Raw genomic sequence first — 18,592 nt, 5'->3', positions numbered from 1 at the left:
TACCCATCACCTCGATGGAGGGCATAAGCTAGCAGCGATGAGACCGCCGAACAACGGGGAACAGGAGTTCTATAAGCGCGAAGAATATATTAGCGAGCAGCTTCCCTATCGCCTATCGGCTGCAATGCCGACCCCGCTTACGAGAGGCGCGGGCAAACCCGACGGCGAAGATGATGCCGAAGCATAGCGACAGGGCCGCCATGAGGACGAAATATTCCCAGGAAGCGCCGGCGATGCCCCACCGAGACGCCACGGGGTTCGATACGACCATGGCCGCCATGGCCACCAGCACGTAGCCCCATACCAGCTGGCGCTGATTCCTCATGATGGTGATTCCCAGCGTGAAGAGCGTGGTCAGAGCGTAAAGGCCGCCGCCGGAGACCAGCACCAAGAGCTCGACGAGGTACGGGCTCAGATCGGCGTTGTACAGCCACCCGAGAACGGGAAGCCCTATGAGGTAGGCTCCCAGGTCGCACACAGCGGTGATGGCAATCACCACCCCCACCTGCACGAGGAACATGCGGAGGAACTCGCCTGCGCGCCCTTCATCCCAGAAGCGGGACATGGGAGTGATGATGGGGTTGTAGACGAAGCTCGCAAGCAGGCCAACGATGAACACCGGCATGGCGATGAACCCGTAGTAGGCCTGCTCGACATCGCCGAGACAGGCATCGATGGCGTACTTCGGCGCATTGCCGATGTAGAACAGCAGAAAGGCCGCCAAAAACAGCGGGAAGCAGGTCTTAAGCAGGTCGGCCACCGAGCCAGGAGCGATGCGGCGGTCTCCCCGCGGCAGGTCGTAGCGCCGGCGGGCGTAGGCCAAGGCGGCAACCAGGAACAGGGCCGTGTAGACGGTGGCGATCGCAAGGGGCGCCAGCAGATCGCCGCTCAACACGACGCTGACGCCGAACACGACGATGGAGGACGCAACGCGTGCCGTGACGAGCCGACCCGCCACGTCCAGGCGCCCCACCTGCTGAAAATTGCCGAAGTACACGTCCTCAACCGCATCGACGGCCTTGAACAGGCCCATGACGAGGACGACGAGCACCTTGTCGACGGAATAGTCCAAGGTGACGGCCGAGAACGCCAGGTACGCGCAGGAGACGACCACCATGGCCGCCGTGGTGAAGACGCGGGAGCGCAGATAGGCCCCGAAGGTGTAGGCTTGGCGCACGTCGGACACCTGGAAGCTGCGCATGCCGTACTTCCCCAGGTTGAGGAAGAGGTTCGCGTTGGCGTAGGCGATGGTGAACACCCCGGCCACCGCCGGCGTGCTCACGCGCATAAGCACCATGAGCATGATCACCGACTGAAAGGCGTTGACGAGCCCTCCCAGCGTGTTCCAGACATAGGAGGCGCGCTCTATCTTGGCGACCTGGCGCGCATCGAAGCCCCGAAGCGCGTCCTCGCAGGCTAGCGCGCGTTCTACCGAAGAGCCGCTCATCGCGGGCGCCTCCTGCGGCGAATCAAGAGCACGACAAGCACCGCAAGGGAGATGCCCGACACGATTGCCCCCTCGAAGGCGTAGGGCGTGGTGTAGCGCAGCTCGAAGCTATGGGCGCCGGCGGCCATGGGGACGGCCATGAACGCCACATCGGCCTTCAGCACGTCGGCAGGCTGCCCGTCAACCGTGCACGACCAGCCATCGCTGTAGGAAACGGACAGGAAAAGCAGGCCGTCCTCCTCCATGTCGATGTTCCCGGAGATGACCCCGTTGCCGTAGTGCAGGTCGCTTGCCTGCTGGCGCTGCAGCTCCTCGACGGCGGAATCGAAGCGGTCCATGGGCTGGGCCCACACCGTCATGGAGTCGTACGTGTAGACGCCGGCCGCGGAGAACTCCAGCACCGCGCCGGTCAACGGCTCCTCGGAAACGCCCAAGTTGAGCGCGAAGTCGTGATGTCCGGCGTACATGAAGTAGTCGGTCGTGTAAACCTGCCCCTGCGACCAGGCGCTCCTGTCGATGCCGCGGGCCCACACGGAAGCGCGCTGCGTCGTCTCGGAGGTAGCGGAATCCCACAGCACGCTGCCGCGCACAAGGGCCGAAGCGTTCTCCCACTCCTCGTCGGTGTAGGTGTCAAGCCTGCTGAAAGGAGTGAAGCGAAGGTTCTCAAAGACGACGTAGACCTCGCTGTTTGCCGGCGCGTCGAAGTCGAGGTGCACTCTGCTCGACCCGCTGCGCACAACAAAGCCCTGGCCATCCTCGGCGCGGACAACGTAACCGGACGCCTCGCCCGCGGCGAGCTTCTGGGGATATTCCAGCTCCTTGCCAGTCCGGGCCGCCCGCTCTGCGTCCTCGGGCGTGGGCACGTCGACAGCGCTCGTCACCTCGTAGGGAACCTCGTCCGGAGCGCCTAGCGACGCCATAGCGCCGACGGGGTCGAGGGATACAGGGGCCAGCCCGGACTGCGCGAGGACGGGCAAGTCGGCATCTTCGACAACGACGGACCCCATCAGGCAGGATTGACGCTCGACAGGCGACAGGGAATCCCATTGGGAGCGGGTCAGCATCCCGTTCTGGACGAAAGCGAGAGCCAAACTTTGGCGAGTGGTCAGAACGTCCCAGTTAAAGTAGCGATAGGAGACCTCGTCGAACTGAAAGGGCACGATGGTCCCCTCGTCGTCGCGCGGGGCGATGAAATAGCGCACGCCGAGCAGCGCCTCCAACGAGCTGCGCCCGTTCAAGCCGAGATAGTACACGGCTGACGGATTGTTCAACGCCAGGTCGCTATGGAACTGGTCGACGTCGTTGCTGTAGAGAGAGGAGTAGAAGTCGATGCCCAAGCGCTCGTTGAACAGATTGGCGTTGTTCGCGTGATCGACCGCATCGTCGTAGCGCCACAGATCGCCCTCCTCGAGCTGCAGCCCGTGATAGTCCTCGTTGAGCCTATCCAGAGCGGCGGTCGAGCCGTAGGCCATATCCGCATAGGCGCCGCCCGCATCGTTGAGACCGGAGATATTGCCATCGTAGGCAGGGGAAACATAGGTAGCCAGATTAACAGCGCCTCCGAAGGCGGCCACCGCGACAAGCAGCGCGAAGGTGCGCGTGGCATCGATCAGGCGCGCAGTCGAAGCGACGAGAGCGCCCACGACGACAAGGGAGCAGCCGTAGGCTATCCAGAACGACGCCGTAGCCTCCCCTCCCGGCAGCAGAAGAGCGACGATTCCGTACAGCGCGCAAACCGTCACCAGCACCTTCGCCTCCGCGGCTCTCAGGCCCCCGAAGCAGCCGAGCATGCGCATGGTTGCCCACGCGCCGACGAACGCAGGCATCCAGAACCAGCGAACATTGGGATATTGGAACGCATTGAGCGCGCTGGAGAAGAAGGGCACCCCTACGAGCAGGACCACAACGGCAACGAGCAGGGTCAGGGCCTTGTGCTCGCGCCAACGAAGGCACAGAAGCACCAAGGCGCACAGGAACAGGGGGCCGAACCCCCAGTAGCCATCCGCGTTCAGCACTTCCCTGCCCACCAGGCCCAGATAAAGAGAGATGTAGGTTTGTCCCGAATAGGCAAGCGGAACATCCCGCTCTACCTGCAGCCGATCCATCCCCAGCATGGTATCCAGAAGCAGGGGCGCCAGAAAGACCATCTGCAACCCCATCGAAAGCGCTGCATAACCGACAAGTCGCCTCACCGCGCGCGCACGATCTTCTCGCGGCAGGGAGTCGGGGGCGAAGACAATCCGGTAGACAATGTATACCAGCAAGAACACGCAGAATGGAAGGGCGGACTGAGGGGAGCGGCACGCGAGGCACAAGGCGTAGACGAACAGCAGCGGGTTTCGCCCGGCGAGCAAGAGCTCCACGCCAGAAAGCAGCAATGGGAAAACAACGAGGTTATCAAGAAACGAAGGATGCAGGAACATGACCACGGACGTCCCCGCGAAGACGTAGCACACCGCTCCGAGCAAGCACTCTGGCCGTCCTATGTTGCGCAAACGCGCATAGAGGATGAACGCAAGCCCCGCTGCGTACAGCCGTAAGACAATCACCGCGTTGTAAGCGGCCTCGGCGTTCTCGGCGGAAAACAGAATCGCCGTCAAGGAGAAGGGGCTGAGGAGGTATGGCAGATAGCTGGTATAAAGGTCATCACCGTATCCCCAGAACGGAGACCATGTCGACACCGGACCATGGGCGACGAAAATCTGGTAGAGCGCATCGCGCACCCAATGCCCGAAGTAGGCGTAGTAGGCATACTCCTGCACCGTGGCATCCATATACCACAAAAGACTTTTTCCATTAACGACCAAGGGAAACAGCGTCACCAGGAGAGCAGCGAGGAAAACCGCCGTGTAGGCAAGAACGCACGATCTCGTAGATGCAGTCAGCCTTCCAGCACATCTCGCTAAGAAGGAGCCCATACGGTCAGCCACCGACAACCTTCCCATCACGCCGCCGGCTTTCTGCCGCGCCGGCAATCAAACACAAACGTACGAATTCTATCTGAAGAGCGGCGGTCTCGGCCGCCCCTCCACCTATCCGACGCAACCTCACGACTGGCGGGCGCGGTAGACGCACCAGTAGGCAAGGCCCACAAGAACGCCTCCCACGATGTTGCCGGCCGTGGAGAGCACCAGGTTGTACGCGATGCCCGCAACCTCGACAGCCCCCGGGGCTCCGAAGCCCGCAGCGTTTGCCACCAGGCCGTTCACCAGAAAGAACATGTTCGCTACGCAGTGCTCGAACCCGCAGGCCACGAAGGCGGAGATGGGCAGCAGGATGCCGATCACCTTGTCGGTCACCGTGCGAGCAGCAAAGCCGATCCATACCGCCAGGCACACGAACACGTTGCACAGCACCGCCTTGAAGAACAGGGGCACCGGGTCGAGCACCACCTTGCCGGCGGCCACGGACACCATGGCCTGCCCTACCTCGCCGCCGTTCATGAGGCCTATCTGGGCAAGCTGCACCAGCGCGACGGCCACCAAGGCCCCCGCCAGGTTGCCGAGCCACACCAAACCCCAATTGCGAAGCACCCCCGACCAGGGAACCTTCCCGGAGGCCTTCGCGCACACGAGCAGGATGTTTCCCGTGAACAGCTCGGCGCCACAGCAGAGCACGAGCACAAGCCCCAGGCAGAAGCAGATGCCGCCCAAAATCCTCTGGGCGGCGAAGGGCAGGTCAGCGTCGGCCATCACCATACAGAAGTAGAGGGCGCCGAAGGCAATGAAGGCACCGGCTAGCATGGCAGAAAGAAAGCAGCGGCCCGAAGCCATGGCCGCCTTGGAGACGCCAAGTGCCTCGGCTTTCGCCAACGTCTCGGCAGGGGTCAGCGCATCGGGCCTGACAGCCCTCACATCCGCCGCCCGAACAGGTTCCACCTCGCCCATCGGCAGCCCATCCTTTCCAGTCCGCTCCTTTGCATGACTGCTCATGGTATCGAAAATGCCCGCGCCGCGCCCCCTCGGCAGCCCATTCCCTAGGACATAACTACAATCGAAGGCAAAAAACAGAGTTTCAAGCATATATAAGCGCAGAGCATATGTTTATGGCATTCAAAGCGATCGCCTGTTCGGTTTCACCCATCATCCCAGACCACAGACCGTTTATGGACTTCTCCGCCCCCGGGCGGCTTCCCTCGGTTATTATGAAGGAATTGTGACGACATGCTCCGACGGCATTGCCGGGGAACGAAAGGAGACCGACCGTGGGCAGCTTCCTCAACTCCATGATAGACCTTGCCAAAGCCGACAGGCAGACCATCGTGCTCGCAGAGGGCGACGACCCCCGAACCCTGCAGGCGGCGGAGCGGATACTGGCCGACGGGGTTGCCGACCTGATCATCCTGGGAGATGTCGACGCCATGACGGCAAGCTCCCGAAACCTTGCGGGCGCGAGGCTTATGGACCCGGCAACCTCCGAGCTTCGCGAGCGCTTCGCCGAGGAACTCTTCGAGCTGCGCCGGGCCAAGGGCATGACGGCCGAGAAGGCCTACGAGACCGTGGCCGACCCGCTCTACTTCGGGGTCATGCTGGTGAAGGACGGCCTGGCCGACGGCATGGTGGCCGGCGCCTGCCACTCCACCGGGGACGTGCTGCGCCCCAGCCTGCAGATCCTCAAGACCGCACCTGGCGTCAAGCTGGTGAGCTCGTTCTTCATCATGGTGGTGCCCGACTGCGATCTGGGGGAGAGCGGCACCTTCCTGTTCAGCGACTGCGGCCTGGAGGTGCAGCCCGACGCCGAGAAGCTCGCCCATATCGCCGCCATGTCCGCCCGATCCTGGAAGGCGCTCATCGGCACCGAGCCGAAGGTGGCGATGCTCGCCCATTCCACCTTCGGCTCGGCGAGAAACGACGACGCCAACAAGGTGGTGGAGGCCACGGCGCTGGCCCGCGAGCTGGCTCCGGGCGTGCTTCTGGACGGAGAGCTGCAGCTCGACGCAGCCATCATCCCCGAAGTGGGCGCGTCGAAGGCGCCCGGCTCCCCCGTCGCCGGCAAGGCCAACGTGCTCGTCTTCCCCGACCTGGACGCGGGCAACATCGGGTACAAGCTGGTGCAGCGCCTGGCCAAGGCCGAAGCCTACGGCCCCATCACCCAGGGCATCGCCTCGCCGGTAAACGATCTGTCCCGCGGCTGCTCGGCCGACGACATCTACGGCGTGGCGGCTATCACGGCCGTGCAGGCGCAGAACAAGAAGCGCTCGGCTGACGGGAACTAGTCAGCGCAGCTTCTAGCGAATCCCTAGAAGCTCAACCGGCGGGCGAAGCTGGGCGTGAAATACTGGAAGGTGCCCACACTCACCGACTGGCCGGGCGCCGGCGCATGGACGTAGGAGTCGCCGCCCAGGGAGATGGCCACATGCCACGCCCCGGCGGCGTCGCCCCAGAACAGCAAATCGCCCGGCTGCAGCTCCGAGAACGAGACGCTGTGGCCCATGGCGGACTGACCGGCGGCGGTGCGGGGCAGCTCCCAGCCGCACGCCTGCAACACGCAGTAGCGCACCAGCCCCGAGCAATCGAAGCCTGCCGGGGTGGCGCCGCCGCTCACGTAGGGAACGCCCAGGAGCCCCAGGGCAATGTCGGCCACCGAGGCGCGCACGTTCTCCTCGCGCGCAGCCTCCTCGGCTGCAGCTCGCGCCTCCTCCTCCAGCCGCTGCTGCTCGCGCTGCTCCTGGGCGGCCTCGGCCTGCTGCTCGTAGACGGTATCGGAGCTCTTGGCGATCTCGCCCAGGATGGCGCCCAGCAGCTGCGCGTTGCCGCTGGCGCTGGAGCGGCGATGCTCCCTGGCGGCCTCGTGGGCCCCTTCGTCGGCGAAAAGGCTCGAAGTGCCGTAGGACCCGTTGGCTCCCGGCACCGCCGCGCCCGACTCTTCATCGGCTGCAAAGGCCATCCGGGGCGATGCGATCAGAAAGATCAGGGCGGACAGGGCAAGCGCAAGGGCGATAAGCCCAGAACGCAATCGACGGTGCCGAAGTTCGTTGGTCTGCAAAGCGGCCTCCTCGCAATCGGTAAGCGGTTGTCTTTCGCTGGCAAACGAGCAAAAGCAACCGCGATGCTACCGAGCTGTTATGGAGACGTTACGTACAGGGGCCGTTTTCACCGAATGGCGCCGGATAAACCACCTCCCCTCCCGATTACCTACCGAAACCCCACGCATCACATTCACGGCCCCTCCATCGAAATGCTGTCCCCTCAACAATGGAAAAGCAGGCCGCCCCGTGCGCCTTGCGACGCCGGAGCGGCCTGCTTTACGGAACCTGCCTGGCGAAACACTCGGCTAGATGGCCCTCGCCGCCAAGTGGCCGGCCTTGATGGCCATGGCGATGTCGCAGGGGGCCTCGCAGTCGCCGATGCACTTCACCTCGGCAGCAGAGCCGATGGCATCGGCCAGCTCGGTGTTCGGCACCATGTCGTAGCATTCCAGCACGGTGTCGCAGGCGAGCACCTTCTGCTCGCCGGTGGCGATGGTGATGGAAAGCCCCTCGTCGGTCACCTTGCCTACCTGGGCGTTGTTCCAGATCTTGACGCCTTGGGCGTACAGGTGCGGGATGACGAAGGCGCGCACCCACATGGACTGCTCCTTGTCGATGAGCTCCTTGGGCTGGTCGTGCACCAGCTGCACCTTCTTGCCCTGGGCCAAGAGGTACAGCGCGATGTCCACTGCCTGCAGCCCGGCGCCGCAGATGACCACGCGCTGGCCCAGGTCGGCGCCGGCCACGTCGGCGATACCGGCCACCTTCACCGGGCCCGCGCCCGAAAGCTTCGTCTCGCGCTTGCCTCCCGTAGCCACCAGCACCACGTCGGGCGATTCGGCCTTCACGGTCTCGGCGGTCACCTCGGTGCCGGTCACCACCGAAACCCCGCACACGTCCTGCTGATGCGCCAGGTAGTCCACCAGATCTCCCAAGCGCTCGTGGTCGCCCTTGAACGCATGGGCGGTGTTGACCAGGCCGCCCAAAGACGAGCTCTTCTCGTAGAGGGTGACGTCGTGGCCGCGCAGGGCTGCGATGCGGGCCGCCTCCATGCCGGCAGGACCGCCGCCCACCACCATGACCTTCTTCTTGGTCTCGGCGGGGAGCAGCTCGTAGCCCTCGGGGATGTCCTCGGTGTAGGCGCGCTGGGTGACGGCGTTTACGCGGCAGTACTCGGTGCCGTCGTTGGCGTACTCGGCCGGGCCGCCCTTGGAATGGCAGTGCAGGCATCGGCAGCAAGGGGCGATCTCGTCTCGCTTGCCGGCGGCCAGCTTGTTGGGCATCTCCGGGTCAACGGTCAGCGGGCGCGTGATCATGAGGTAGTCCACCTTGCCGTCGGCAACGGCGCCCACGATGAGGTCGGGGGCCGTGCGCGGGTCCATGTAGCCAGCCGCCGACACGCTCGCCTTCGACAGGCCCTTCTTGTAGGCTTCGCAGGCGGAGATGAGCATGCCCGCACCGGAGTGCTCGCCGTCGACGATACCGCCGAAATGCTGGGAGAAGTCGGCCCGGGTGCCGAAGCCGGTCATGCCCTCGGACCGATAGCCCGAGAACATAAGGTCGGGCGCGAACTGGGCGATGTGGCGTCCAGGGACCGACACGCGCAGGTAGAAGGAGTCGGCGCCGGCCTTCTCCAGCATCTGGGCGTTGGCGACGGACTCCTCCAGGGTGAGGAACCCGTCGTTGTTGCCCAGGGCGGCGTCGTTCTCCTCCACCGCGTCAATGAGCACCTGCACCGGGTAGTCCTGGCCGCAGGCCTCCTTGATGCCCGCGATGACCTCGCAAAGGAAGCGGGTTCGGTTCTCCAGGTTCTGCGCACCGTACTCGTCCTCGCGCTTGTTGACGCGCGCCATCATGAAGTACTTCAGGATCTGGGTGGCGGCGCAGTGCAGCTCCATCACGTCGAAGCCGGCGGCCTTCAGCTGCACGGCCAGCTCCACGATGGTGTCCTTGAGCCACTGGATGTTCTCGGGCGTCATGTCGGTGATGACCGTGGTCTCCTCGTTGAGCATGCCCATGCCAAGCTGGAAGCCCGCCAGCGAATCGTGCTTGTGGATGCGCTCGCACACAGGCGCCATGAGGTCGGGAATCTTCGTCATGTCGGACACGAGCCAGCCGGAAGCGGTCTGCTCCAGGGGCTTGAATCCCATGAGCTTGCCGATGGAGCTCTCCACGAACACCAGCGACGCGCCGCCCTTGGCGAAGTTCTCGTAGTAGTCCAGGAAGTTGTCGTTGAGCGCATCCCCTTCGGGCGCCCAGGTGTCGGATCCGGCAGGGCTCTTCACGATGCGGTTCTTCAGTGTCACGCCGCCCATGGTCAGCGGCTCGAACAGCGGCTTGAAGTCGGTGGTGCAGGCGGTGTAGTCGCTCTGGGGGTTCAGCCCCTCCCCCACCGCCGGCGCCGGCTCGGCAGCACCCGCCTCGACGCCGTCGTCGGCCGCCTTAGGCTCGTCTCCTTTCGGCGCATCCTGCTTGGGCGCATCCTGCTTGGGCGCGGCGCAGCCCGCCAGGCCGCCAGCCACGGCCAGCGATCCGAAGCCGGCGGCGGTAAACGCCGCGGCTCCGAGAAAATCACGACGCGATAGTTCCATAGCTCTCCCCTCCTCTGCCCGAAGGCATCTTGTTGGCAACCCGCCCCTTCCCGTGGGCGGCTTCTGCTATGGTATGGGGAGATGCGTTGCCCCCGCATCACATCATTGCGGGGAAAACGAGGGCGGGACGGAGCGAATCACATCATTGATGCGATGCGGGCGAACCAGCGCAGGGATTCAATGGAGGGCACGCCGAGCGCCGTGGACCGCCCGTGCAAAGCAGCGACAGAGCAGGAAGTAGGAAACGCAGCCATGCCCCTGGTAGCTTCGGAGAGAAAACCCATAGGAGCCCTCGCCAAGGTAGCCTCGTTGCCCTTCCTGGCGGCCTTCGCGCTCGCCTCGTTCCGTATAGGTGCCTGGACCATGTTCCGCAACGGTCCGGGGCTTGCCGACGGCGCCATACCGTTTACCGCCTACGTCGTGCAGGCGTTGGTCATGGCGGCCATCATAGCGGCCGACCGGAAAATCGACTACTCGGAGCACGCATTTGTGCGCTTGATCGGAGTGGCAGCCGCCGGCGGAACAGTTGCCACGGCCCTCATCATCTCGTCGCTGCCGCCGCTCGTGTTCATCGGCAGCGTAATCCACGGAGCCGCCAGCGGCTTCTGCGTCGTGGCGCTAGGCGTGCACTTCTGCAGTATCGATCCGGTTCGCTCCTGCTTCGGGCTGTCGCTGGCCTTCGCTCTCTACGGCATCGCAACCTGGATGTTCTCATTCATGCCTGCCCAGGCCATAGCCGTGGCATCCCTGCTATCCTACCCGCTCACCTACGCCTGCTACCTCATGGCTATGGAAACCGATCGCGAGGGTTCGCCGCGCAAGCCCGCAAGCAAGCCTGGCGCGGGTGTTCGCCAGCGCATCCCCTGGAGCATGATCTTCCTGCTCGGTCTGTGCACGCTGGCAAGCTTCATCACCCAGGTGCTCGTCCCCACCACCGAACGCTTGCTCAGCTCCTCCTACAAGCTCTACTGGCCCGTGCTGCTCATCGTAGTGTTCGCGTTCTGCTGCCTGTGGATCTTCGCCCTGCGCCGAAGCGTGCGCGACCTGTGGCCCTTCTTCATGCTCGTCATATTCAGCGGGCTTTTGTGCTTCATCGCGTTTCGTCATGACGATCCGGTTTTCGCCGCAAGCTTCCTGCGAGCCACCAGGGAGTGCTTCATGCTATTCTGCTGGATCGTCATCGCGGAAAGCGCCTACGACGAGGGCATACCGGCGCTTCCCTACTTCGCCGGCTGCACCCTGGGACTGCTCTCGGTACCCGTGGCGATCACTGCCGGAGTCGGACTGCTGCTACCCCGGGACCCCACCCTGCAGCCGAGCTCGCTTGCGGTGTTCGCCGTCACTGCGGTCACGTTCACCTTGGTAATCGCAGCCATAGCCGTGGCGCTTCGTCAGTCCCGCCGAAGCGGCGCATCCGGCGAGCAGGATGCGCCCCGGCCACCTGATGCCCCCCGTGCCGAGCCGGCGAGCATCGAAGCGACCCTGTGCGTACTCGCAACCCGCTTCCACCTCACACAGCGCGAGGAGGAGGTGGCTGCGCTCATGGCCAAAGGCTACACGCTGCCGCACATCGCGGAAACGCTGTGCATCTCGCTGGACACGGTGCGCTCCCATTCGAAGAGCATCTACCGCAAGCTGGGCGTGCACAAGAAGCGCGAGCTGATCGACTTGTTGGAATCCCGCAGCACGGAGAACAGGAAGGCGGGAAGAAGCGCCAAGGACTAGGCGCGCAGGGCGACCGCCGCGTCCAGGATGGCATGGGCGAGGTCATCCTTGGCCATCTCGGGCAGCTCCTCCACCGAAGAGGAGGTCACCAGGTACGCCTTGTCGGTGTCGGCGCCGAAGACAAGCCCCTCCCCCACCTGGTTCGCCACGATCATATCCGCCCCTTTGCGAGCCAGCTTCTCGCGAGCATTGGGCACCACGTCCTCGGTCTCGGCTGCGAAGCCGATTACCGTTTGCCCCGAGGATTTGCGGGCGGCCATGGTGGCGAGGATGTCGGGGTTGGGAACCAGCCGGATGCATTCCAGGTCGTCGTCGGCACGGCCCTTCTTCAGCTTCCGGGGTGCAGCGTGCTCGGGACGGTAATCTGCCACCGCCGCCGCGAACACGGCTATATCGGCTGCGGGGAACAGCTCCTCGCAGGCGCCGAGCATGTCGCACGCGCTGCCCACGCCCCGAAACGAGACACCCTGGGGGCGCTCAAGCGCCACAGGGCCGCTCACCAGCGTCACCGCAGCGCCCCGCTGCTGCGCTGCCCGGGCCAGGGCGTAGCCCATCTTGCCGGAGGAACGGTTCGACACGAAGCGTACCGGGTCGATGGGCTCCACCGTAGGCCCCGCCGTCACCAGCACCCGGACGCCCTCCAAATCGCGCGGGCGCGCGTCGCGGGCGCGCAAGGCCCCGAGCACCGCTTCCGCGATGACGGCAGGTTCGGCCAAGCGGCCGCGGCCCACATCGCCGCAGGCCAGATACCCCTCGTCGGCCGACACGATGCAAGCTCCACGGGCCGCGAGCACATCGAGATTGCCCTGGGTGGCCGGATGCTCGTACATATGGACGTTCATAGCCGGGGCGATCACCAGAGGCGACGTCACCGCCAAGGCCGCGGTCGTCAGCAGGTCGTCGGCGATACCGCAGGCCAGCTTCGCCAGCACGTTGCCGGTACATGGGGCGATGCAGAACACGTCGGCTTCCTGGGCCAGCGAGATATGGTGGATGGGGTCCCACGGATCGTCGAACAGCCCCACGGCTACTTCCTCATGGGTCAGCGCACGGAAGGTCAGAGGGTCGACGAAGTGCGTCGCATGCTCGGTCATGACCACCTTCACGCGCACGTCGGCCTTCTGCAGCAGCCGCACGAGCTCGCATGCCTTGTAGGCAGCGATGCATCCCGTGACGCCCAGCACCACGGTAGGGCGACCGTCCTCGCGCTCCACAAGCTTCGTCATGATGAAACCCCTTTCGAAAGCCGAGGCCTAGGCGCCCGAACCCGCGCCCACGTAGGGAGCGAGCACATGCTGAAGGACGCTCACATGGGCCTTGGTTGCATTCAGGCACGGCACCGCCACCAGCGGCTGCGCGTCGTAGTCGCGTCCGTTCTTCCGCACCTGGTCTTCGTAGTACGGCTGCAGCTCGCAACCGATGTCGTAGAGCGTCTCCAGGCAGTCCACGGCGAAGTTCGGGCACACCATGAACACGCGCCCCCGCCCGTTGGCCGCCCAGCGCGCAAGCACGTCCTTGGTGAACGGGCCCAGCCACTCGCGGCCCTTGTCGAAGCGGCACTGGTAGCCGATGGTCCAGTTCGTGCGGTCCAGCCCCAGCTCGCAGGCCACGGCCAGGCTGGTCGCCCCCGTCTGCAGCTCGTAGGTGTCGCCGCGCTCGATGTCGGCCAAGGGGATGGAGTGGAACGCGAACAGCAAGCGGTCGCCCGGCTGCTCGCCGAACCCGGCGTTGCGGATGGACGCGGCGATGGCCTTCGCGTACACGGCGTCTTCGGAATACTGCTCCACGACGTCGCATTCCACATCCCACGGCAGCTTGCGCAGGGCACGGGCCAGGCCGTCCTTCACGGCTCCGGTAGTGGAATGGGCGCTTTGCGGGTACAGCGGCAGCACCACCAGACGGGTGCAGCCGCACGAGCGCAGCTCTTCCAACTGGTCGGGAATGGACGGAGCGGAGTAGCTCATGGCGGTGCGCACCTCAACCGCCGCCCCTTGCTCGTCGTAGGCCCGCTGAAGGCCCCGGTTGAGCTTGTCGTGGGCGATGGAGAGAGGCGAGCCTTCCCTGGTCCAGATGGCCCGGTACTTGCGGGCGGACTTCTTGCCGCGGACGGGAAGGATGCACAGATGCAGGATGAGCCGCCACGCAAGCGGGTTCATCGGGCAGATGCGGGGATCGGACAGGAAGCGGGAAAGGTACTTGCGCACGCTTCGGGGCGTCGGCTCCTCCGGAGAGCCGGTGTTTACCATGAGCACCCCAACGGTTTCATCGACTGACACCATTGCACCCCTTCTCTGCGGCAACGTTGCTCCGCAGTGTAGCCGACGATGCGCGAATCGAAGCCGCACCTGGTAAGACAGGATTAAATACGCATCGAGACGCGACAATATGAGCACAAGCCCCCGAAGGGCTACGAAACGCCGTCGGTCTCCCCCAGAACAGAGACGCCGGCTTCGGTCCTGCCCGCAGAGCGCCCGGCCAAGCCCCCCAGCACCGCCGCCAGATCCTCGGGCAGCGAGTCCACGAACACCAAGGGCTCCCCGGTGGAAGGATGGCCGAAGCACAGCTTGTAGGAATGGAGAAACTGGCGCTCCAACCCCAAATCGGCGGCAGGGGACTTCGGCGCATGGGTCCGGTAGACCGGCTCCCCCACCAGCGGATGCCCGGCGAACTCCATGTGCACGCGGATCTGGTGGGTCCGGCCCGTAAACAGCTTGCAGTCGATGAGCGTGTAGCCGTCGTCGCCCGATTCGGCGCGGAAGCGCTCCAGCACGTTGAAGGTGGTGAGCGCGTCGCGGGCCTGGGGCGTGTCGCGAACGGCCATGCGGGTGCGCATGTCCCACGACCGGGCGATGGGCGCGTCGATCATGCCGGTGTCCCGGGCGATGATGCCGTGGACCAGGGCCAGGTAGTGCCTGTCGACGGAGCGCAGGCGGATAGCTTCCATGAGCTTGGAGCCGGCCTCGTCGTTCTTCGCTGCCAGCATAAGGCCGCTCGTATCGCGGTCGAGCCGGTGCACGATGCCCAGCCGGTCGCGGTCGCCCTGCACGCTGCAGAGGTTGTTCGCGCCGAAGCGGTGGATGAGCGCATTCACGAGCGTACCGTCGGCGTGGTCCACGGCCGGATGGCACACGAGTCCCGCCTGCTTGGACAGCACGATGACGTCGTCGTCGTCGTAGCGGATGTCCAGCGGGATGGGCTGGCCGGAAAGCGGCGTGTCGGCCGGCTCCTCCTCCACCTCGTAGACCACCACGTCCCCCGACCGCGCCTGGTGCTTCTTCGAGACGGGCTGCCCCTTCACGAGCACCCGGCCCTCATCGCAGGCGCGGGCGGCAGCGCTGCGGCTGGCGTACAGACCGCGCTCGGCGCACAGGGCGTCCATCCGCATGCCCTCGTCGGCGGTGACCACGGTATAGGAGCGCAGCAGGGCCATCAGCGGCCCTCCCCCTTCGAACCTTCCGGCTGAGCCGACCCCTCAGACGATGCCTCGGACGCCTTGAAGCTCAAAAGCAGACCCAGCACGAACAGGATGAAACCGCAGGTCACACCTATATCGGCCACGTTGAATACGGGAAAGTCGATGAAGGTGGTCTCGATGAAGTCCACCACGTAGCCCAACGTGAACCGGTCAAGGGCGTTGCCGATGCCGCCGGCCACCACCAAGGCAAGCCCCACCAGCTCAAGCGCCGTGATCCGCCGAATGTTGGCCAGGAAGAAGCCTGTCAGCACCGCGCATACCACGACGGACATGACGCCCAGGGCGAAGGTGGAGTCGCCGAACAGCCCCCAGGCCATACCGGTGTTGTGCACCAGGCGGAACTGGAAGATCCCCAGGTACGGGCCGCCGACGACGCTTCCCAGCGCAAATCCGTTGAAGTAGGCCTTGGTGGCTACGTCGGCAGCAAGCCACAAGGCCGCAATAAGGGCGAAGGCTCCCGCGGCGCGCAGGATGCCGTCGCGGGAGCGCCCGCGAGGGGCGCCCTGCCCGTCCGTTTCGATTCCCATGGCGCCCTACGCCTTAAAGCCGATTTCGTCGAGCACCGCGGCACAGCGCCCGCACACGTCCGGATGGGCCGCGTCGGTTCCCAGCTCGCGGTAGTTCCAGCAGCGCGGACACTTCTCGCCCGGAGCCGGCAGCACCTCCACGGCCATGCCCTCGGCTCCCTCCGCGGCGTCGAACACTTCCACGCCGGACACGATGAACAGCTCGCCCAGCACCTCGGGACCGAAATCGCGCAGCGCCTGGGCGGTGGGCGCAGGCGCCGTGATGCGCACCGCGGCCTCCTGGCTCTTGTTCACTAGCTTGGCCACGCGGGCCTCCTCCAAAGTCTTAGTCACCGCATCGCGCGCCTCCAGGGCGCAGGCGAAGGACGCGAGCGCCTCCTTGCCGCCGTCGGCGGGCAGCGCAGGCACCATGTCGCGGCGAGAGGGCCACCCGGCCAACTGCACGTTTGAGGGGCGTCCCTCGGCGCGGCGCATGGGCTCGGGATAGTGCTCCCACACCTCGTCGGCCGTGAAGGAGATGATGGGCGAAAGCACCCGCACCAGCACTTCCAGGATGTTGGCCAGCACCGTCTGCACCGCGCGGCGGCGAGGGGAGCTCGGCGCCTCGGCGTACAGGCGGTCCTTGGCCACGTCCATATAGACGGCGGACAGGTCGTTCACGAAATCGAAGGTCAGGCGGTAGACGCCGTTGTAGCGGAACTCGTCGTATGCCTGCTCAACCTCGTCGAGCAGCTTGGCGGTCTTGGCCAGCATGTAGCGGTCGATGGGCTCGAGCGCATCCCACGCATCCACCGCGTCGGCCCTATCGTCGAAGTCGGACAGGCTGCCCAGCAGGAAGCGGAAGCAGTTGCGGTAGCGGCGGTAGTCGCCGGCCACCTGCTTGAGGATGCTGTCGGCGATGGACACGTCCACGCCGTAGTCCACCGTGGCGGCCCACAGGCGCAGCACGTCGGCGCCGTAGGTGTCGATCACCTCGGCCGGATCAAGGCCGTTGCCCAGCGACTTGGACATCTTGCGCCCGAACTCGTCCACGGTGAAACCGCAGGAGACGATATGTTTGAAGGGAGGCACGCCGTAAGCACCGACGCTTGTGAGCAGCGACGACTGGAACCACCCGCGGTGCTGGTCGGAACCCTCCAGGTACACGTCGGCGGGGAACGTCAGCCCCTCGGCGGCGCGGTGCTTGAGCACGCTGGTATGGGACACGCCCGACTCCCACCACACGTCCAGGATGTTCTTGTCGGGCACCAGTTCGGAGCAGCCGCACTTCTCGCACTTCACCGTGCGGGGCAGGTACTCGCCAGGCTGCTTGGTGAACCAGGCGTCGGCGCCGTACTCGTAGAACAGCTCGATGACCGCGTCGAAGCTCTCCTCGGTGGCTACGGTCTCGCCGCACTTCGCGCAGGAGAACACCGGGATGGGCACGCCCCAGCTGCGCTGGCGCGAGATGCACCAGTCGGGACGGTCCCCCACCATGGCCTCGATGCGCTTCTGAGACCACGCGGGATGGAACTGGACCTCGTCCTCCACGGCGTCGAGGGCCTTCTCGCGCAGGGAGTTCTTGTCCATGGAAACGAACCACTGGCTGGTAGCGCGGAAGATGACCGGCTCATGGCAGCGCCAGCAGGTGGGATAGCTGTGGTTGATGACCTTGCTCGCCACCAGCGTCCCCTGCTGAGAGAGCCACTCGATGATGGCCGGGTTGGCGTCGAACACGTCCAGGCCGGCGAAGGGGCCGGCGTCGGCGGTCAGCACGCCGTTGTCGTCCACGGGCATGAGCAGCGGCACGTCGAACTCCAAGGCCACCAGGTAGTCGTCCTGGCCGTGGCCGGGAGCGGTATGCACGGCGCCAGTGCCGGTCTCCAGGGTAACGTGGTCACCGTAGATGATGGTGCCCTTCAGGTCCTGGCGGATGGGGCAGGTGTAGGTTAGGCCGCAGAGCTGCTTGCCCTTCAGCACCACCGGTTCGCCGTCGTCCTGGGAAACCAGGGACCACTCCTGCCAGCCGGCCGCCTCGGCCACGGACTCAACCAGGGCCCGGGCCATGATCATGTTGGCCCCGTCGGCCTGCACCATGACGTAGTCGGCCTCCGGCGCCAGGGACACGGCGGTGTTGGCCGGCAGCGTCCAGGGCGTGGTGGTCCAGATGAGCACGTAGGCGTCGCCCTCGGCGCCGGCTGCTTCGAAGACGCCGGGCACGACGTCCATCTTGAAGCGCACGAAGATGGAGGGCGAGTCGAGGTCGGCGTACTCGATCTCGGCCTCCGCCAGCGCCGTATGGCAGCGCTTGCACCAGTGGATGGGCTTGCGGCCGCGGTAGATCTGGCCGGCCAGGTACAGCTCCTTGAAGATCTCGACGTTGCCCGCCTCGTAGTTGGGAAGGAACGTAAGGTAGGGGTTGCCCCAGTCGCCGTTGACGCCCAGGCGCTTGAAGCCCTCGCGCTGCACGTCCACGTAGGTCTGGGCCCACTCGCGGCACAGGCGGCGCAGCGTGGGCTGGTCGGTCTGGGCCATCTTCTCGGGCCCCAGGTTCTTCTCCACCATGTGCTCGATGGGCTGGCCGTGGCAGTCCCAGCCGGGCACGTAGGGGGTGAAGAAGCCGCGCTGGGCATGGGACTTCACCACGAAGTCCTTCAGGATCTTGTTGAAGGAATGCCCGATGTGGATGGGCCCGTTGGCGTAGGGCGGGCCGTCGTGCAGCACGAAGGGCTTGCCGTCCTTGTTCTTGGCCAGGATGCTCTCGTAGAGGTGCTCGCCCTCCCACTTGCGCAAGCGCTCCGGCTCGCTGGCGGGAAGGTTGCCCCTCATGGGGAAATCGGTCTGGGGCAGGTTCATCGTGTCTTTGTAGGTGTTGGCCAT

12 protein-coding genes are annotated in these 18,592 nt (G+C 65.2%); 2 read left to right on the top strand and 10 right to left on the bottom strand.

Annotated features, from left to right (window positions below; translation table 11 throughout):
• Positions 1-112 precede the first annotated feature (112 nt).
• The 3 genes from NFR41_RS03280 to NFR41_RS03270 form a co-directional block, all read right to left on the bottom strand.
• Positions 113-1,447 carry a lipopolysaccharide biosynthesis protein gene (locus tag NFR41_RS03280; RefSeq protein WP_251230701.1) on the bottom strand — a complete coding sequence of 445 codons (1,335 nt, stop codon included), beginning with the start codon at positions 1,445-1,447 and terminating at the stop codon, positions 113-115.
• Positions 1,444-4,365, bottom strand: coding sequence for a YfhO family protein (locus NFR41_RS03275; RefSeq protein ID WP_285833851.1), 2,922 nt, complete (start codon positions 4,363-4,365; stop codon positions 1,444-1,446). The genes NFR41_RS03280 and NFR41_RS03275 overlap by 4 nt, the downstream gene beginning before the upstream one ends.
• 129 nt (positions 4,366-4,494) lie before the next feature.
• A complete protein-coding gene (locus tag NFR41_RS03270; protein ID WP_160212435.1) occupies positions 4,495-5,334 on the bottom strand; it encodes a formate/nitrite transporter family protein in 840 nt (279 codons plus the stop codon).
• 317 nt (positions 5,335-5,651) lie between these two features.
• Between NFR41_RS03270 and pta the strand changes: the two genes are divergently transcribed.
• Positions 5,652-6,662: a phosphate acetyltransferase gene (gene pta / locus NFR41_RS03265; RefSeq protein ID WP_251230699.1), complete on the top strand. Its 1,011-nt coding sequence runs from the start codon at positions 5,652-5,654 to the stop codon at positions 6,660-6,662.
• 23 nt (positions 6,663-6,685) lie between these two features.
• Here pta and NFR41_RS03260 read toward each other — a convergent pair whose 3' ends face one another.
• Together NFR41_RS03260 and NFR41_RS03255 are read right to left on the bottom strand one after the other, a co-directional pair.
• Positions 6,686-7,432 carry a C40 family peptidase gene (locus NFR41_RS03260; RefSeq protein WP_251230698.1) on the bottom strand — a complete coding sequence of 249 codons (747 nt, stop codon included), beginning with the start codon at positions 7,430-7,432 and terminating at the stop codon, positions 6,686-6,688.
• Between the two features lie 288 nt (positions 7,433-7,720).
• The gene (locus NFR41_RS03255) at positions 7,721-10,006 is read right to left on the bottom strand and encodes an oxidoreductase (RefSeq protein WP_251230697.1); all 2,286 of its coding nucleotides are present in this window, start codon (positions 10,004-10,006) and stop codon (positions 7,721-7,723) included.
• A 252-nt stretch (positions 10,007-10,258) separates the two neighbouring features.
• On the opposite strand from NFR41_RS03255, the gene NFR41_RS03250 reads away from it, so the two are divergent.
• Entirely contained in the window at positions 10,259-11,731 is a 1,473-nt protein-coding gene (locus NFR41_RS03250; RefSeq protein ID WP_160212432.1) for a response regulator transcription factor, read from the top strand.
• Here NFR41_RS03250 and coaBC read toward each other — a convergent pair.
• From coaBC to ileS, 5 genes are all read right to left on the bottom strand, one after another.
• Positions 11,728-12,957 carry a bifunctional phosphopantothenoylcysteine decarboxylase/phosphopantothenate--cysteine ligase CoaBC gene (gene coaBC / locus NFR41_RS03245; protein WP_160212431.1) on the bottom strand — a complete coding sequence of 410 codons (1,230 nt, stop codon included), beginning with the start codon at positions 12,955-12,957 and terminating at the stop codon, positions 11,728-11,730. The genes NFR41_RS03250 and coaBC overlap by 4 nt on opposite strands.
• Positions 12,958-12,984: 27 nt before the next feature.
• A complete protein-coding gene (gene hemH / locus NFR41_RS03240; protein WP_160212430.1) occupies positions 12,985-14,010 on the bottom strand; it encodes a ferrochelatase in 1,026 nt (341 codons plus the stop codon).
• A gap of 128 nt (positions 14,011-14,138) precedes the next feature.
• A complete protein-coding gene (locus NFR41_RS03235; RefSeq protein ID WP_251230696.1) occupies positions 14,139-15,161 on the bottom strand; it encodes an RluA family pseudouridine synthase in 1,023 nt (340 codons plus the stop codon).
• A complete protein-coding gene (lspA, locus tag NFR41_RS03230; protein WP_160212428.1) occupies positions 15,161-15,733 on the bottom strand; it encodes a signal peptidase II in 573 nt (190 codons plus the stop codon). The genes NFR41_RS03235 and lspA overlap by 1 nt, the downstream gene beginning before the upstream one ends.
• Positions 15,734-15,739: 6 nt before the next feature.
• On the bottom strand, positions 15,740-18,592 hold the full coding sequence (gene ileS, locus NFR41_RS03225) for an isoleucine--tRNA ligase (RefSeq protein WP_160305629.1): 2,853 nt from the start codon (positions 18,590-18,592) through the stop codon (positions 15,740-15,742).

This window comes from Adlercreutzia aquisgranensis, from assembly GCF_943193145.1.
GTDB classification, from domain to species: Bacteria; Actinomycetota; Coriobacteriia; order Coriobacteriales; family Eggerthellaceae; genus Xiamenia; species Xiamenia aquisgranensis.
This window is presented reverse-complemented; position numbering and strand designations above follow the sequence as displayed.

What these genes read in the sequence shown, in the direction of transcription:
- NFR41_RS03250 (WP_160212432.1), top strand. Translation starts at nt 10,259, where the DNA reads ATGCCCCTGGTAGCTTCGGAGAGAAAACCCATAGGAGCCCTCGCCAAG.
- lspA (WP_160212428.1), bottom strand. Translation starts at nt 15,733, where the DNA reads ATGGGAATCGAAACGGACGGGCAGGGCGCCCCTCGCGGGCGCTCCCGC.
- NFR41_RS03280 (WP_251230701.1), bottom strand. Translation starts at nt 1,447, where the DNA reads ATGAGCGGCTCTTCGGTAGAACGCGCGCTAGCCTGCGAGGACGCGCTT.
- NFR41_RS03235 (WP_251230696.1), bottom strand. Translation starts at nt 15,161, where the DNA reads ATGGCCCTGCTGCGCTCCTATACCGTGGTCACCGCCGACGAGGGCATG.
- NFR41_RS03275 (WP_285833851.1), bottom strand. Translation starts at nt 4,365, where the DNA reads ATGGGCTCCTTCTTAGCGAGATGTGCTGGAAGGCTGACTGCATCTACG.
- coaBC (WP_160212431.1), bottom strand. Translation starts at nt 12,957, where the DNA reads ATGACGAAGCTTGTGGAGCGCGAGGACGGTCGCCCTACCGTGGTGCTG.
- hemH (WP_160212430.1), bottom strand. Translation starts at nt 14,010, where the DNA reads ATGGTGTCAGTCGATGAAACCGTTGGGGTGCTCATGGTAAACACCGGC.
- ileS (WP_160305629.1), bottom strand. Translation starts at nt 18,592, where the DNA reads ATGGCCAACACCTACAAAGACACGATGAACCTGCCCCAGACCGATTTC.
- NFR41_RS03255 (WP_251230697.1), bottom strand. Translation starts at nt 10,006, where the DNA reads ATGGAACTATCGCGTCGTGATTTTCTCGGAGCCGCGGCGTTTACCGCC.
- NFR41_RS03270 (WP_160212435.1), bottom strand. Translation starts at nt 5,334, where the DNA reads ATGGGCGAGGTGGAACCTGTTCGGGCGGCGGATGTGAGGGCTGTCAGG.